Origin of the sequence: Nostoc sp., from assembly GCF_036917655.1 — a bacterium.
Classification (GTDB): Bacteria; Cyanobacteriota; Cyanobacteriia; order Cyanobacteriales; family Nostocaceae; genus Nostoc.
Genome location: NZ_JBALCY010000029.1, coordinates 131,380 through 146,384, shown reverse-complemented (window position 1 = coordinate 146,384; position 15,005 = coordinate 131,380). Strand labels below are relative to the sequence as shown.

Sequence of the window (15,005 nt, the reverse complement as noted above, 5' to 3'; positions counted from 1 at the left end):
TAGGAGTTATTTTCCCCCGACTCCCCTCGCTGGGCATAAAGTTTGGGTTTGTTGGTTATCAATATGACATTCACTCATCGTCTGGCTGATCAAAAAGCGCATCTAAATCACGATAGCCACTAACCACTCGCAGAATTTCGATGCCGGTTTCAATTGGGCGATAAAATATTAAATAATCATCAACTGGAAAGCTCCGCAATGAAGGTAAAAGCTCAGACCTCTTACGCACCATGCTGGGAAACATTGCTAAATTATTACACTTACCGTTGATTTTATTGAGAAATCTATCCGCCGCATCCAAACCACTGCTATCAGCAATAAAATCGATAATATTCTCAATATCCCGGCTAGCCGGAACAGTAAAAGAGCAAATATTCCTCATTAACTAGCTTGTTGCCGACGCTGTTGTAGCTTCTGTTGCAGTTGCTGGAAAACTGTTTCACTATCAACAACCTCACCTCGTTCGGAAGCTTCAACACCAATCATAATCGAGCGTTTTAACTCCTCAAATCGTCCCTTGTAGATATTTTCTCCTACTTCTAATAGCTTGATAGCTGCCAAAATTACTTCTTCGGACGAGGAGTATTTACCGCTTTCAACTTGACTTAGGATAAACTGCTCAAGCTCTGGAGTTAATGATACATTCATTAATGTCTACCATAATTTTTGCTAAAGGTCTTCTTATTCTATCGAAGAGACGAATTAGAGAATAGGCAATAAACTATGTGTACGGGGGGCTGCGCCTACGCAGTTTATCTTTCAGTCTTTGGAATTGCTGAGAGTAAGGCACGGAGAGCGTTGTTAACAGCTTCTGATGTTTTGAATATCTCAGCGACATCAGCATCGAGAGTAACTGTCAAAGAAGCTTTTTCTTGCTGACTAGCAAAACGGTTAGGCAAGGGTTTGCGATAGTCAAAGTTATACTCTGGAAGTAAGTCATCGTCAGCGTTGTTGTGGGATTCAGAAGCCTGTGAATTCTTCATAATATCTTGGTTCTTTCTTGGTTGCTAGACGTGCGCTAATGATACGGATAAGGTTTGCTTTTTCAGTGAAACAGACCAATAACAGGCGATTGTCTTGGTAACGTCCGATAATGATTTCCCGCCGTTCACCAATAGAGTGCCATTCATCGTCGAATATGTAAGCTAGAGAGTGATTGAAGACTGTCTTAGCCGCTTCAAAGCTGATGGGGTGCTTGTTTAGATTCAGACTAGCTTTTTTGGTTATCCCACTCAAATTCTAAATTCATGCCCTTATAGAACCCATTTGACATCTTTTGCTGGGGTGCTTGGCTTTGAAGTAAGCCGTTACTTTGCGATCAATGATAGAGCCTGCTTAACAAGACTGTTTTTTGCAATAACAGGGATAAAACCAGCTAGCTGCAAGGCTTTTAGTTTCAGGAATAGATCTCAAATGGGTTCTATATAAGGCTACTGGCAATGAAATCACAAGTTCGGGGGAGTAATAGCGATCGCGCATGGCTGCAAAGTTACGGGAATTGAACGTTAATCCAGAGACTGGATCACTTCTCTCAAATTCTAATGAGCAGCGCAAGATGTAGCGGTGAGTGAGGAGTTATGGGGCGACGCAGTGGGTACTTGAGCAACCAGAACCACGTTCCCATTGGCATCTATAACCCACCCTTGGGCTTCTACAATTTGAGTAGGTTCATTGACAGAATTAACTTTCTGTGATTTTTCTTCTGTGTTTCGCTGCGCCTGAACAGCCGCTCTTTTATGAATACCGCCAGCACGATTCTTACTCTCTGGCTTCAGTGTGATCCAATCTGCCAGCACCGCATCATCAGCTATCAATGGCTGCGTGGGATCGGCTACTAGTCCTCCACGTCCAGTGCTAATAAATGAACTTCTTGCTATTTTTCCACCAGAATTACAACCAGCAGCAATTTGCTGGGAAGCATCAACCAGATTTACCGGCAATTCAACTAATCCTTTACTCGGGTCAGCATCTGGTGAGTTGATTTGTACAGTGCCATTTAATGTAGGGTTTTGCTGAGAAAATGCGGTGATATCACTTGTTGGCAGCCTACTTGGGACTAGTGGCTCTTTAGGGTTCAACAGTTTCTCTAGGTCTGCACGGGTGCGCTGCACAAAACCAAAAATGTTCTTAGCGGTGATTGTGATTTTACCACCAGAGCCAAAGTTGGCATTGGCGGTGACATCGTTATTTTCTAAGGGAGCGGCGACAAGGAAGCCATTTGGTGCATAGATAGTGATTTTACCGCCAGTTTTATCACCCCCGGCATTAGTGGAGATTTGACTATTGCGGCGCATCAGTAATAAGTCCCGCACCTGTAGCGAAATATCACCACCCCGACCTGACTCACTATTAGATGTGAGTTTTCCCCCGTCGAGCAGGACGGATCGAGCAGTTATATTGAGATCACCAGCTTTCCCTGTTTTACTTACATCCCCTATACTGCTCACAACTATTTCAGCCCCGTCCCGGACAATTAATTTCTCTGTAGTAATTGTTACTTTTCCGGCATTTCCAAAGCTTAGAGTCCCAGCCCCCAAGTTGCTGGCAATTCCTCTTTGTGAGACTCCAACCAGTTCTATAGACTCAGACGCCTCAACAGTTAAATCTCCTCCGTTTCCTGTAGCTGGTTGATTGTCGATCATAGTGGAGTCTGATGATACCCCTGCCCCATCTTGGATACGCAACTTTCCAGTTTTAATCGTAAGTTTACCTGCATTTCCATCACCAAAAGTTGTACTAAACAGTCCGGTCACAGGAACTAGTAAAGTTCTACTACGAATCAACTCCACAGACTCCAAGGCGTTGACTGTCAAACTTCCCCCTGATCCCCTACCTGTAGTAGAAGTAGCTAGTTGTGCCCCATCCTGAACAATTAATTTTCTGGCATTAATGGTTATTTCTTTACCATCTCGGTCACCTGTAGTTCGACTTATTAGGCGCACACCAAGACCACTTAGTTCTACAGACTTTCCCTGTACCTGAATACTACCACCACCCTCACCACTGGCATCTACCTGAGATCCAACCACTTCACCGTTAGTAATTCGCCCGATTAAGTTAATGTTCTGGAAATTCTGGACACCTTCATATCCCAAACTCCAGCTTTGGTTTATTGGTTCGAGACTGAGACTGACTAGACTATTACTAGCGACACTTCCGAGCTCAATTCGTCCCGATGCTGCTGTTAAATTTCCCCCCTCCAGGGTTATATCACCACCTATAAGTGCCAAGGTTTTAAGCGGTTTCACTTGCAAACCAACAGGTTGCTCAAAAATATTAGTTATTGCGACATCTGGACTAGAAGCTTGGGATTGATTGCGTATGGGTTTTGCGGTTGCTCCGAATTGTAAACCAATGGGAGTACTTACTTTTAACAGGGGTGAGGTTTGGGGATCTAGGGCACTAAACTTAGTACCATCAGCAAAGTTCAGACTACTCGCCGTACTAGCAAAAAATGAACCACCGATGTTTAAAGAAGCATTGGGACCAAAGATAATCCCGTTGGGATTAATCAAAAACAAGTTGGCTTGGCCATTAGCTTTAATAATGCCTTCAATATTAGAAACAGACCTACCCGTTACTCGGCTAATAATGTTCTGAACATTTGCTGCGTTGTTGAAGTTTGCTGTACTTCCAATGGGGACAGAAAATTGTTCAAAGCTGTGGAACAGATTACTTATATCTCGGATTTTATCTTTAACAAGGGTTCCACCGTTAATAATTGTGGTATTACCTATTGTTGTAACTTGAGAATTATCAGGTAAAGTACTGTCTGGGATAATTTGAGCAACAACAGAGTTGCTAGAGAAAGCTATTCCACTATATATTGCAACTCCTAGCCATTGACACTGGCCCCAAAGATTAACCATACCGGATATTGCACCTCTCAAAAGTAGTACCAGTTGCTAAACAATGGTGATGCTATGAAAAATTAAACCTTACACAACGAGCGCTATATATATCATTCTGATCGAGACAGAGAGTTTAGTTAAGCATCTAAGACTCTCCCATTCTGCTATAGCTTTGTCAACTTAATAGCTGATAAATTTAGCTTATTAAGCTTAATGAAAAAATCACGGAATTAGCAACAAATATATCAGCTTATAGCCTTTACTAAGCTATTTAAGTACACTCATTTTGTTGCCAGGGTTAGTAGCTTTCAAAACGTGGCTTCCCAAGTTTTAAACCGCTATATTAGTGTGATAATATTCATTTTATTCTCAATAATTTGAGGTGATAACTATTAAGTTGACAATACTGTTATGGTTTTGGACAAGGACAATCAGTCATCTCACCCTTACACAAGCAAACCCATACTTCAACACGCTTACCTGGCATTAATAGTGAAGGACTCGCATCTCTAATTTGAATTTTAGTTAAGTCAATATCGCACTTAACTTGTAAAATGTCATTTCCTGATATACCGTACTTTTCGAGTAGCTTGCTCAAGTCAGAGTTCTTCAGTCTTTCACTAATTTCTTGTTTAATCTCGTCTTTTAACAAATCTAATTTTTGAGCATCTATAACTGTTGGCTGTACTATTTTAGATTCCATGAATTTTGCTCTCCTTGCAGATTGATAAATGCGTGAACTTCTCTTGTGATGTACTAAATTAACTTGAATTCGATTAGTATACTTTTGCAACAAAAGAATCAAGGATACAGAGAGTTTAGAGTGGCACCAAAGCATTAATTTTCTAAAGCTTTTGCGAACTCCCATAATTATGACTTCAGTTTGGCTAGTTATAATTACGCATTGTGTAACAAAACTTCATATATTTCTGTTAGATTTCCTTAAAGCATTCATGAATCTGGCTACTGACCGTTTATTGCTTAACAGGATTGAGTAATTGATACCTCCTCAACTTTCACATGCTGCTTACGGTTTGGATAAGCCCACAGGCTAAAGCCTTATCATTATCCGTTTCATTTTTCTCATGCCGCCAGAAAATCAAATATGTTCTTTGTGTCGTTGTGAGGATGATCGAATCTGCGATACCTTTGTAGACCACACCAACGCACTCACATCTGAGTTTAGCTTTAGTAGAAGAAGCGATCACACCCACACCTGAGTTCAGTCCAAGGGGCGATCGCACTGACACCTGAGTTCATCGCAAATCCGCGATCGCACCACACCTGAGTTGAGTAGAAGGGGCGATCGCTTGCATGAAGATCATAGTGAATCAGCGATCGCATCAACACCTGAGTTTAATAGAAGGAGCGATCGCTTGTGTGAAGGTCATAGCAAATCAGCGATCGCACTTAGTTAATTACAAGGGGCGATCGCTTGTATGAAGGTCATAGCGAAAAAGCGATCGCACTGAGAGCATAGTTTAATATAAAGAGCGATCGCTTGTGCGAAAGTCATAGCAAATCAGGGATACCTTCTCTGCGAGACGCTACGCGAACGGTGGGCTACGCCAACGCACCCACAGATGAGTTTAGTAGAAGGGGCGATCGCGCTGACAAAAGTTACGAAAATTAAACATTAATCCAAAGACTGTTTAACTTATCTCAATTTTTAATTACCAGCGCAAGATGTAGCGACGAGTGAGGAGTTATGAGGCGACGCAGTGGGTACTTGAGCAACCAGAACCACGTTCCCATTGGCATCCATTACCCATCCTTGGGCTTCCACAATTTGAGCCGGCATGTTGACATAATTAACCTTCTGTGATTTTCCTTCTGTGTTTCGCTGCTTGTGAACAACTACTTTTTTTTGGATACCCTCAGCCCGATTCTGACTCTCTGGCTCCAGTGTGATCCAATCTGCCAGCACCGCATCAGCTATCAATGGCTCTGTGGGATCGGGTGCTAGTCCTCCACGCCCAGTAGCAATAAATGAACTCCTGGCTATTTTGCCACCAGAATTACAACCAGCAACAACTTGCTGCGAAGCTTCAACCAGATTTACGGGCAGTTCCACTAATCCTTTGCTGGGGTCAGCATCTGGTGAGTTGATTTGGACTGTGCCATTTAATGAAGGGTTTTGCTGAGAAAATGCCGTGATGTCACTTGTTCGCAGGTTATTCGGGTTTATTTTTTCTGGGTCAAATATCTCTACGTCTGCACGAGTGCGCGGCACAAATCCAAAGATGTTCTTAGTGGTGATTGTGATTTTACCACCAAAGCCAGAGAAGGCATTGGCAGTGATATCGCTGTTTTCAAAGGGAGCAGCGACGAGGAAGCCATTAGGTGCTTTGATGGTGATATTACCGCCATCTCCACCAAGCCCTGCCGTACCTGCGTTAGTGGTTATTTTACTTTCGCGGCGCATCAGTAATAAGTCCCGCACCTGTAGCGTAATATTCCCGCCTCCACCTGACTCGGTTTCAGCTGTGAGTTTTCCTTTGTTGTCCAGAAGTATGGAGCGAGCGGTTATATTTAAATCGCCTGCCTTCCCTAAATTATTTGGATCTCCGACATAGATTACATTTTTTAGAGCTTGGCTGCTCACAGTTATTGCAGCCCCATCTTTGATAATCAATTGCCCTGTAGTTAAGGTCAAGTTTCCACCATCTCCAGGCCCTTGAGTCCCAGAAAACAAGCCACTGAGTTTAGAACCATTTGGTGAAGTTCCAATTAGTTCTACCGACTCAGAAGCGTTTACCGTCAAGTTTCCTGCGTTTCCCGTAACTGGTGTAAGTTGGTTAAAAATATATCTATATGTGCCCTCAGAGCTTGTTGATATTCTTGCCCCTCCTTGGATACGCAACTTTCCAGTATTAATTATTATGTTACCAGCGTTTTTATCGCCATAAGTTGCACTAAATAATCCACTGGATATTAAATCACTACCATCTTGAAAGACAGGAATGGAGGTGCCGCCGATTAGGTCTACAGAATCTGAGGCGTTTATGGTCAATTGCCCCTGTAATTGTGCTCCATCTCTGACCACCAACTTTTTAGTAGTAACATTTATGTTTCCAGAGTTTCCAGTATAGAAACTCTGAGTAAACAGTTGGGCATCTTGTTCAACTACTACAGACTCTGAGGCGTTCACTGTCAAATTCCCTCCTGATTGCTCTTCCAAGGGATAAACTAGAATTACGTAACTGCCAGCTATCCGCACAAATCTGCCTTGCATGTGGATATTGCTGCGACCTTCTCCATGAGTATCTACAGTAGATGGAATTTTAGTTAAATCTATCAGTTCGATGTTCTGGAAATTTTGAACATCTTCATATCCAAATGCCCAACCTTGGTTCGTTGGACTTAAACTGACCAGACTATTAGCAGCGACGCTTCCTAACTCAACTCTTCCGTCCTTTGCTGTTATATTTCCCCCCTCTAGCGTTAGATCACCGCCTATAAGTGCCAAGGTTTTATCTTGCTGCACCTGTAGACCAACGCCTTGTCCAAAGATATTAATTGCGCCATCTGGTGCTGCTTGGGATTGATTACGGATGGGAGCCGCAGTTGCTCCGAATTGTAAACCAATGGGAACACTTACTGTCAGCAGGGGTGTAGTTTGAGGAGATGTAGCGCTAAACTTTGTACCATCAGCAAAGTTCAAGCTACTCGCCGTACTAGCCACAAATGAACCGCCGATATTTAAAGAAGCATTGGGCCCAAAAACAATGCCATTAGGATTAATCAGAAACAGGTTGGCTGTGCCGTTAGCTTTCAGAATGCCATCTATATTGGAAATAGAATTACCTGTCACCCGACTGATGATGTTTTGAATATTTATTGCATTGTTAAAGTGGGCTGTCGTTCCCGCAGGGACAGAAAACTGTTCAAAGCTGTGGAACAAGTTTGTACCACGAACTGCCCCACCATCAATCTGGTCTATAGGCTGACCATCGATTAGCTTTGGTGTAATGATTGAACTTTCAGAGCCAAGCGTGCCATCCTTTTGTATTTGGGCTAAGGCAAAACTCTCAAAGAAAGTGAGCACTCCAGCAACTGCTAAAGTACTGACTATCCCTAATTCCCAGCACCAACTGCTTCGGTATTGAGACATCACTAACTTGCACCCAAAAAATAAGAGTATATTAAAATACTGCCCCTTGCTAATTAGGTATAGTAATACTTGAGATTATCTCTGTAGCCTAACTAGTAAATTCAAAGTTCAGCATTTTTATACTCACTAGAATAAACTCTTTATGGTACGAAGACTAAATTATTTAGCAGTTACAGCCGAGAGGGCTGCCAGTTGAAGGGCAAGGGATACACCATGAGTTAAAACTTTGAGACAGATTAGTTTCATCTTGGGTGCTACCTGGAATTATTTCGATATTGTCTTGTGGTGTAACGCCATAATTATTAAGTGCATTGCCATTATGGTCTATTTGAGCAACAATAGCAGAGTTTGTAGACAAAACTACCGCACCACCTATTGCAATTCCTAGACCTTTAAAGCGGTACCAAAGATTATTCATACTTAATATTGCACCTCTTTGCTTTAGCAAACTTAAGTATGATATATAGGAATAACTGATCTATAAAATGGCAGAGAGCAAAAATTAATATTTTGGACGTAACGCACCGAGATAAGGGACTGACAAAAAATAAATTATCCAAAATTATTTGTACATTTGTAGGGGCGCAAAGTCTTGCGCCCCTCCGATGGGATGTTTTTTTAACTGGAAGTCCCTAAATAGTACGTTACTAAATTATTTAGCAGTTACAACCGAGAGGGCTGCCAGTTGAAGGGCAAGGGATACACCATGATTTTTGCATTAGCACAATTCCTTGTCCTGTTTCTCCTGGCTTTGCTGCCAATAATTCGTTAGGTTGCTGTTTCTCAGTTGCATCACCAGATTTGATTTTATTTGGGTCAAGATTGCACTGCCACTGAACTATCAAAGCTCTATCATCTAATACTCCGTACTTCTCAAGCACACTGTATAAGCCAGCGTTATTAACGCTTTCAAGCAGTTTCTGTTGAATCTCGTCTTGTAACTGTTGTAATGTTTCAGGGTTCATGACTGTTTCCATTTCCTACAGATGTGTACAATTGTTGATTCAGCTTGACTAAAAATAATTACGTATAGTTTCACAAAACTTCATGTTTTACTGCTGGATTTACTTTAAGCATTGAGGATCTATAAAGGACTTCTAAATAAAAAATATCCAATTAACTTTTGTGGGGTAAGCTTTTCGGTCATTGGGGTCAGGTTAAGAAAAATAGAAACTTGTCAAGTGACTAACACACTCATGGTTAAACCATGAGTAAGCCACGGAAGAAACAAGGAAATCCAGACTTTCGACATCGGGTAACTTCCCCAGTCCCAACAAGTGAAGAGATAGAATCACGTTGATTGAGCTAGTAACTCTAGGGACATTTGTCAAAGCTGTACGAGCGCGACACCGACGCAACGCCGCAAGGTCACTTGACATTTATTTGGGCTGAGGCTTTAACTTCACACCAATGGCCAAAAAGCCCGTCCGATAAACTGGGCAGGCTAGAGAGCCACTCCCACAAGATTGGATAATTTATTTTTTGGAATTCCCTAAGAAAGCAGGCTATCTAGAATGTATTAGTCCATTAGTCCGCATACTGCTTTGCAGTCATAGCAGGATATAAAATATAAAACTGTAACAAAAACTACAAATTTCCTATTTTCCTAAAAAAAGGATTAAGCTAAGTATATATGATATCCGGTTCGTAAAGATACCGTGGTTAGGAGATAATTTTATGATTTCAAAATCCCTGTTGCTGCCAGAGCCTGCTTCTCCAGCGCACATATGCCCATTTGACCAAGCTTGTAGCTACTTAGAAGCGGCGGCTAAAGAATTAAATTTAAATCAGGGTTTGCTGGAAATTCTCAGCCACCCGCGTAAGGTTGTCACGGTTTCCATTCCCGTAAAACTAGATGATGGGCAAATACAGGTTCTCGCTGGACACCGGGTACAGCACTCTGATGTTTTAGGCCCCTATAAGGGGGGAATTCGTTACCATCCGGCTGTAACATTGCGCGAAGTATCTGCTCTGGCAATGCTAATGACCTGGAAATGTGCCTTGTTAGGTATTCCTTACGGTGGTGCGAAGGGTGGCATTCCCATAGATCCAAAACGCTACAGTGTTGGCGAATTAGAGCGAATCAGCCGCCGTTATATCAGCGAGTTGATTAAAGATATTGGGCCTGCCGTAGATATCCCTGCACCGGATATGGGTACTTCTGCCCGTGAGATGGCTTGGATGATGGACACTTACTCTGTGAATGTCGGTCATGCTGTACCAGGAGTTGTAACTGGGAAACCGCTTTCTATTGGTGGTTCTCTGGGACGAGAAATGGCAACTGGACGTGGTGTGATGATTATTGTCCGTGAGGCACTAGCAGATCAAGGTAAATCCTTGGTAGGAGTGCGAGTAGCGATTCAGGGTTTCGGTAACGTTGGTAGTGCCGCAGCAGAATTACTATATGAAGCAGGCGCGAAAATCATCGCCGTTTCAACGGGTGCTGGGGGAGTATTTTCTGAAGTTGGTCTTGATATTCCCAAGTTGAAAGTCTATGCTGCTGAAAATCGCAAGAGTATTATGGGTTTCCCGGAATCTGTACCAATTAGCAATGCAGATTTATTAACTTTACCCTGCGATGTCTTAATACCAGCAGCTTTAGAAAATCAGATTACTGAAGAAAATGTGAATCAGGTGCAGGCGCAAATTGTTGCAGAAGCAGCTAACGGGCCGGTTACTCTTGAGGCTAACTTGGCGTTAGAGGCGCGGGGTGTGACAGTGCTACCGGACATCTTGGCCAATGCTGGCGGTGTAGTGGTGAGTTATTTGGAGTGGGTGCAGGGTCTTTCTTACGTATTTTGGGATGAGGAGCGCGTTAACAGAGAAATGGAACATTTGATGGTACATGCCTACCATCGGGTGATTCACCAGTCGAAAGTACGGCAAATTTCTTTAAGGTTAGCAGCTTACACACTGGGGGTGGGTAGAGTGGCGCAGGCGCTGACTGACAGAGGTCTTTATCCTTAAGTTTTTATACTTAGTTGTTCACGGGGCAGAATAGATTATTGTCAGTAGTAATTTTACTTGAACTGCCATTGATTTATCTGCCTTTTTTTGTTGGGCGAAGTACAGTAATGATGGATGCGATCGCCTCTGAACTTCCAGATGGTGCATGGAAAATGTTAGGTTTGCCTAATGGACAAGTGCGAGTCACACTGAGTTGGCGTTTATCCTAAGTCGATCTGAGTAAAGAAAATAATTAAATTTACTGTTAAGGCGATCGCCTTGTGATCAAAGGGCACTGAGGATAAATACCAGCACAGAGACACCAAACCCGACTAAAATGAATACGCAACTTGGGCTTCCATAGGAGTTATCCAGCCGTGCAGCCGGACTTAATAGGCTTGGAAATTAGCAAAGGAGAACTGAGACGTTTGACTGGGTTCGATCCAGAAGACGTTTTTCGACCCTCGGTTCTGCGAGATGGCAAGAAGCGATTAGGGTTTTTGTTCAATGAAATGCTGGTAACGCTGGGGCTAACCCCAATAATTGTGGGCTTTGTTTATGGGTTGATTATTCTGCCGACAATTGGATCTTCAATTCGACTAGGAATTCTTTTACTAATTCTAGTGCCAATCCCGATATTAGTTGGGCGATCGCTCTGGCGACAATTGACCTTTCCTGAAGGACTGACAATACTTTTAGATGAAGTTGATAAATATCATGACCTGATTAGCGCCATAGATATTAATGACCAATTGGCAGCATCAGGAAACGTAGAAAGCAGTATCCATGACCGAGATAAAGTCACCGCCGCCCTACAACTGATTAGAGAAGATTTAGTCCGCGCTCTGAAAACGGAACGAATTTTGCGAGATAATAAAAAATTGCTTGCTAATAACCAAGAGTTATTTGTCAATAATTTAGCCAGTCTCCAAGCTTTACAAGTTAGTAGTCAAGCAGGCGAATATGCTCAACTGCTAAATCAATCATTGCAAATTGCGATCGATGTGCAAGCAGAAATCAGAAAATTGCACAAAGGCTAAAAGGATGTTTGTAAAGCTTGGGCGACTAGAAGTCGCACGCCAGTTGCTCATGGGGAGCCACTGCGGTGGACGGGAACACCTGCATAAAGGAGGCAGTGTGTTGGGCGGGTTTCCCGACTTGAAGCAACTGCCGTCAAGTGGCGTGGAAACCCCCTTGGCGCCAGCCTCTCCCTTTGGGAGAAGACTGCACTGGCTTGGCTATACAGACAAAACCTGCCTCCGCAGGTTAGAAAACCCTTGATTCTGTATTAGTCCACGGAGGTGGACTTTGCCTGTGTAGTAGCGAATTATATTCGCCTAAAACTTTTAAAACTTTTAAAACTTAAATGAGCAACAAACCCAAAATAATTGTCCTAGATGATGACCCGACGGGTTCTCAAACAGTCCACAGCTGCTTGCTACTAATGCGCTGGGATGTGGACACTTTACGCACCGGGTTGCACGATGATTCGCCGATTTTCTTTGTGCTGACTAACACTAGATCCTTAACGCCAGAGTCAGCTGCATCTGTCACCACAGAAGTTTGCCAAAACCTGAAAATTGCTTTGAATGCTGAAGGTATTGACGATTTTCTGATTGTCAGCCGTTCTGATTCTACTTTGCGGGGACATTATCCCATTGAAACCGATGCGATCGCCCAAGAACTAGGCCCCTTTGATGCTCATTTTCTCGTACCTGCATTTTTTGACGGCGGACGCATCACCCGTGACAGCGTGCATTACTTGATTATTGGCGATGTAACCACCCCAGTCCATGAAACCGAATTTGCCCGTGATTCCGTCTTCAGCTACCATCACAGTTACTTACCCAAGTATGTCGAAGAAAAGACTCAAGGACGAATTAGTGCCGAAGCTGTAGAAAGGTTTCTCCTGGACGATATTCGCGCTGGTAGTTTGGAACGCTTGCTAAAACTGAGTGGTAATCAGTGCGTTGTCGTCGATGGTGAAACTCAAGCTGATCTCAACCGCTTTGCAGTAGATATATTAGCAGCAGCAAGTCAAGGGAAACGCTTTCTGTTTCGCAGTGCAGCAAGTATTTTAACGGCTTTAGCGGCTTTACCACCCCAACCCATTGCCGCCGAAAACATGGCTCAGTATGTGCGGCAAGGCAAACCAGGTGCGGTGATTGTTGGTTCCCATGTGAAAAAGACTACTCAACAGTTAGAGGCGCTGTTGCAAGTAGAAGGAACAGTGGGAATCGAAGTGAATGTAGCGCGATTACTTGATGATGGAGCAAATCAATCTACTGCATTGCTAACTGAAATTCAGGAAAGTACACGGGCGGTACATGAGGCTGGCAAAACACCAGTGGTTTATACTAGCCGTCAGGAACTGAGTTTTAAAGATGTCAAGACACGATTGGAGTTTGGGGCCAAAGTTTCAGGTTTATTGATGGATATTGTGCGCGGTTTACCATCTGATATAGGATTCTTAATCAGCAAGGGTGGTATTACCTCTAATGATGTTTTGAGTACTGGACTAGCTTTAACTTCAGCCCGTTTACTCGGTCAAATTTTAGCTGGTTGTTCAATGGTGTTAACGCCATCCGATCATCCTCAGTTTCCTGATTTGCCTGTGGTGCTGTTTCCAGGTAATGTTGGTGATGCTGATGCCTTGGGGACAATTTATCAGAGGTTGACTAAACAGTCTTGAGTCACGAGTCACCGAACAGAGTTCTTGCTGAGTGCGGAGTATAAGAATTGTTGTTGTCGGGTAGTAAAGAAGCAAAATTTTGTCTCTATTACTCACTACTCAGCACTCGTTATACTCCGCACTTTCTGAACTGACGATGTTGTTGGATTTTCCAACTGATCTAATATTAGTAATTATTCGGAGTGTCCCTTGTCTTATGGCTAGTACTGCATGACTTCTGATTCTGCGATTCCCGATCTCAAGTCAAATTCTGCACTTCCTAATGCAGAAGCAAACTCTATCCTTTCTGAGGTAGAGGTAAATCCTACTGTTTCTGATGTAGAGTCAGATTCTATCCCCCCTGATGCGGAGTTAAATTCTGTCCTCCTTTATTTAAAATCAAATACTGTCCTTGCGGATGTAGAGTCAAATCCTGCTAACCCAGATGTAGAGTCAAATACTGCCAAACCAGATGTAGAGTCAAATACTGATCCGGCATCAGATTTTATCCTGACTGATTTAAATCCCAATGAGCCAGCATTACCAGGGCATCGGGTAAATGACAATACTCAAGTCCAGTTAAAAAGTAAGGAGGGACGACTATTATTAATTTTGCCCCCGGAATCTCAAGTATCTGCCTCAGAACTTAGTTGGTCTGATATTTGGCAACAAATAAGGCAGCGTTTGAATGCAGGCGATCGCTTCCGTATATCTAACACAGCTGTACATCTAATGGCACAAGACCGTCTAGTAGATACCAGACAACTGCAAGAACTTGCCGAGGCTTTGAGTGAGGTTCAACTCCGGCTAATATCTGTCTCGACGAGTCGTCGGCAAACTGCGATCGCTGCTGTGACATCTGGGTATTCTGTAGAACAACTACAGCCTGTAACTTCTCTGATTTCCGAGTCAGAAGCAACAGCTACACCCCAAGCAGATGCCCTCTATCTGGAAACAACAGTCCGCTCTGGAGTAGAAATTCGTCATCCTGGTACAGTAATTATCTTGGGAGATGTAAATCCAGGTGGTATTGTAATTGCAGATGGAGATATTATCATCTGGGGTCGTCTACGTGGAATCGCTCATGCTGGGGCCGGAGGCAATCGTGAGTGTCTGATTATGGCTTTGCAAATGGAACCTACCCAATTGCGGATCGCAGATGCTGTAGCTAGGGCACCAGAAAAATTACCGATGCAATTTTCTCCAGAAGTGGCACATATTATGCCTCAAGGGATTCGCATCGCTAGGGCTAGTGATTTTTCTAGAAACCAATTTACTAAGATCAATCAGTAGCTCTGAATATTTACTTAAAATATGAAGGATAAAATATAGCGGTTTTCATGTAGATGGAATACACTACTCTAATCCCTTTCCCCTAGCGAAGTGTATTTCACACAACGGAGCGTAGACGCAAAGCGGTGAG

The 15,005-nt window shown here is 43.0% G+C and carries 17 protein-coding genes; 7 read left to right on the top strand and 10 right to left on the bottom strand.

Annotated elements, in window-relative coordinates:
* Positions 1 to 70 precede the first annotated feature (70 nt).
* From V7K30_RS12880 to V7K30_RS12855, 6 genes are all read right to left on the bottom strand, one after another.
* Positions 71 to 382 (bottom strand): type II toxin-antitoxin system RelE/ParE family toxin, encoded by a 312-nt coding sequence (locus V7K30_RS12880; protein ID WP_334999641.1) that lies wholly within the window; start codon positions 380 to 382, stop codon positions 71 to 73.
* On the bottom strand, positions 382 to 648 hold the full coding sequence (locus V7K30_RS12875; protein ID WP_334999639.1) for a type II toxin-antitoxin system ParD family antitoxin: 267 nt from the start codon (positions 646 to 648) through the stop codon (positions 382 to 384). The genes V7K30_RS12880 and V7K30_RS12875 overlap by 1 nt, the downstream gene beginning before the upstream one ends.
* Positions 649 to 752: 104 nt before the next feature.
* Positions 753 to 983, bottom strand: a complete 231-nt coding sequence (locus V7K30_RS12870) for a hypothetical protein (RefSeq protein ID WP_334999638.1) — start codon at positions 981 to 983, stop codon at positions 753 to 755.
* Positions 961 to 1,236 carry a BrnT family toxin gene (locus V7K30_RS12865; RefSeq protein WP_334999636.1) on the bottom strand — a complete coding sequence of 92 codons (276 nt, stop codon included), beginning with the start codon at positions 1,234 to 1,236 and terminating at the stop codon, positions 961 to 963. The genes V7K30_RS12870 and V7K30_RS12865 overlap by 23 nt, the downstream gene beginning before the upstream one ends.
* A 302-nt stretch (positions 1,237 to 1,538) precedes the next feature.
* Positions 1,539 to 3,869, bottom strand: coding sequence for a filamentous hemagglutinin N-terminal domain-containing protein (locus V7K30_RS12860; RefSeq protein WP_334999635.1), 2,331 nt, complete (start codon positions 3,867 to 3,869; stop codon positions 1,539 to 1,541).
* Between the two features lie 391 nt (positions 3,870 to 4,260).
* Positions 4,261 to 4,554 (bottom strand): hypothetical protein, encoded by a 294-nt coding sequence (locus V7K30_RS12855; RefSeq protein ID WP_334999634.1) that lies wholly within the window; start codon positions 4,552 to 4,554, stop codon positions 4,261 to 4,263.
* Between the two features lie 586 nt (positions 4,555 to 5,140).
* On the opposite strand from V7K30_RS12855, the gene V7K30_RS12850 reads away from it, so the two are divergent.
* Positions 5,141 to 5,269 (top strand): hypothetical protein, encoded by a 129-nt coding sequence (locus V7K30_RS12850; protein ID WP_334999632.1) that lies wholly within the window; start codon positions 5,141 to 5,143, stop codon positions 5,267 to 5,269.
* Between the two features lie 251 nt (positions 5,270 to 5,520).
* On the opposite strand, the gene V7K30_RS12845 is transcribed toward V7K30_RS12850, so the two are convergent.
* The 4 genes from V7K30_RS12845 to V7K30_RS12830 all read right to left on the bottom strand — a co-directional run bounded on the left by V7K30_RS12845 (position 5,521) and on the right by V7K30_RS12830 (position 9,344).
* Positions 5,521 to 7,965, bottom strand: coding sequence for a filamentous hemagglutinin N-terminal domain-containing protein (locus V7K30_RS12845; RefSeq protein ID WP_334999630.1), 2,445 nt, complete (start codon positions 7,963 to 7,965; stop codon positions 5,521 to 5,523).
* A gap of 163 nt (positions 7,966 to 8,128) precedes the next feature.
* On the bottom strand, positions 8,129 to 8,383 hold the full coding sequence (locus V7K30_RS12840) for a hypothetical protein (RefSeq protein ID WP_334999628.1): 255 nt from the start codon (positions 8,381 to 8,383) through the stop codon (positions 8,129 to 8,131).
* 238 nt (positions 8,384 to 8,621) lie between these two features.
* The gene (locus V7K30_RS12835) at positions 8,622 to 8,930 is read right to left on the bottom strand and encodes a hypothetical protein (RefSeq protein ID WP_334999627.1); all 309 of its coding nucleotides are present in this window, start codon (positions 8,928 to 8,930) and stop codon (positions 8,622 to 8,624) included.
* 192 nt (positions 8,931 to 9,122) lie between these two features.
* A complete protein-coding gene (locus V7K30_RS12830) occupies positions 9,123 to 9,344 on the bottom strand; it encodes a hypothetical protein (protein WP_334999626.1) in 222 nt (73 codons plus the stop codon).
* 298 nt (positions 9,345 to 9,642) lie between these two features.
* On the opposite strand from V7K30_RS12830, the gene V7K30_RS12825 reads away from it, so the two are divergent.
* The 6 genes from V7K30_RS12825 to minC all read left to right on the top strand — a co-directional run bounded on the left by V7K30_RS12825 (position 9,643) and on the right by minC (position 14,875).
* On the top strand, positions 9,643 to 10,932 hold the full coding sequence (locus tag V7K30_RS12825; protein WP_334999624.1) for a Glu/Leu/Phe/Val family dehydrogenase: 1,290 nt from the start codon (positions 9,643 to 9,645) through the stop codon (positions 10,930 to 10,932).
* A 38-nt stretch (positions 10,933 to 10,970) separates the two neighbouring features.
* A complete protein-coding gene (locus tag V7K30_RS12820) occupies positions 10,971 to 11,141 on the top strand; it encodes a hypothetical protein (protein ID WP_334999622.1) in 171 nt (56 codons plus the stop codon).
* 147 nt (positions 11,142 to 11,288) lie between these two features.
* The gene (locus tag V7K30_RS12815) at positions 11,289 to 11,951 is read left to right on the top strand and encodes a hypothetical protein (RefSeq protein WP_334999620.1); all 663 of its coding nucleotides are present in this window, start codon (positions 11,289 to 11,291) and stop codon (positions 11,949 to 11,951) included.
* A 4-nt stretch (positions 11,952 to 11,955) separates the two neighbouring features.
* Positions 11,956 to 12,192 carry a hypothetical protein gene (locus tag V7K30_RS12810; RefSeq protein WP_334999619.1) on the top strand — a complete coding sequence of 79 codons (237 nt, stop codon included), beginning with the start codon at positions 11,956 to 11,958 and terminating at the stop codon, positions 12,190 to 12,192.
* Between the two features lie 85 nt (positions 12,193 to 12,277).
* Positions 12,278 to 13,603 (top strand): four-carbon acid sugar kinase family protein, encoded by a 1,326-nt coding sequence (locus V7K30_RS12805; protein ID WP_334999618.1) that lies wholly within the window; start codon positions 12,278 to 12,280, stop codon positions 13,601 to 13,603.
* A gap of 210 nt (positions 13,604 to 13,813) precedes the next feature.
* On the top strand, positions 13,814 to 14,875 hold the full coding sequence (gene minC / locus V7K30_RS12800) for a septum site-determining protein MinC (RefSeq protein WP_334999616.1): 1,062 nt from the start codon (positions 13,814 to 13,816) through the stop codon (positions 14,873 to 14,875).
* Positions 14,876 to 15,005: the final 130 nt, after the last annotated feature.

Bases quoted from the DNA above. Each gene is read 5' to 3' on its own strand.
- V7K30_RS12845 (WP_334999630.1), bottom strand. From the start codon at position 7,965: ATGTCTCAATACCGAAGCAGTTGGTGCTGGGAATTAGGGATAGTCAGT.
- V7K30_RS12875 (WP_334999639.1), bottom strand. From the start codon at position 648: ATGAATGTATCATTAACTCCAGAGCTTGAGCAGTTTATCCTAAGTCAA.
- V7K30_RS12870 (WP_334999638.1), bottom strand. From the start codon at position 983: ATGAAGAATTCACAGGCTTCTGAATCCCACAACAACGCTGACGATGAC.
- V7K30_RS12825 (WP_334999624.1), top strand. From the start codon at position 9,643: ATGATTTCAAAATCCCTGTTGCTGCCAGAGCCTGCTTCTCCAGCGCAC.
- V7K30_RS12835 (WP_334999627.1), bottom strand. From the start codon at position 8,930: ATGAACCCTGAAACATTACAACAGTTACAAGACGAGATTCAACAGAAA.
- V7K30_RS12880 (WP_334999641.1), bottom strand. From the start codon at position 382: ATGAGGAATATTTGCTCTTTTACTGTTCCGGCTAGCCGGGATATTGAG.
- V7K30_RS12810 (WP_334999619.1), top strand. From the start codon at position 11,956: ATGTTTGTAAAGCTTGGGCGACTAGAAGTCGCACGCCAGTTGCTCATG.
- V7K30_RS12855 (WP_334999634.1), bottom strand. From the start codon at position 4,554: ATGGAATCTAAAATAGTACAGCCAACAGTTATAGATGCTCAAAAATTA.
- V7K30_RS12830 (WP_334999626.1), bottom strand. From the start codon at position 9,344: ATGTCAAGTGACCTTGCGGCGTTGCGTCGGTGTCGCGCTCGTACAGCT.
- V7K30_RS12860 (WP_334999635.1), bottom strand. From the start codon at position 3,869: ATGGTTAATCTTTGGGGCCAGTGTCAATGGCTAGGAGTTGCAATATAT.
- V7K30_RS12840 (WP_334999628.1), bottom strand. From the start codon at position 8,383: ATGAATAATCTTTGGTACCGCTTTAAAGGTCTAGGAATTGCAATAGGT.
- V7K30_RS12805 (WP_334999618.1), top strand. From the start codon at position 12,278: ATGAGCAACAAACCCAAAATAATTGTCCTAGATGATGACCCGACGGGT.
- minC (WP_334999616.1), top strand. From the start codon at position 13,814: ATGACTTCTGATTCTGCGATTCCCGATCTCAAGTCAAATTCTGCACTT.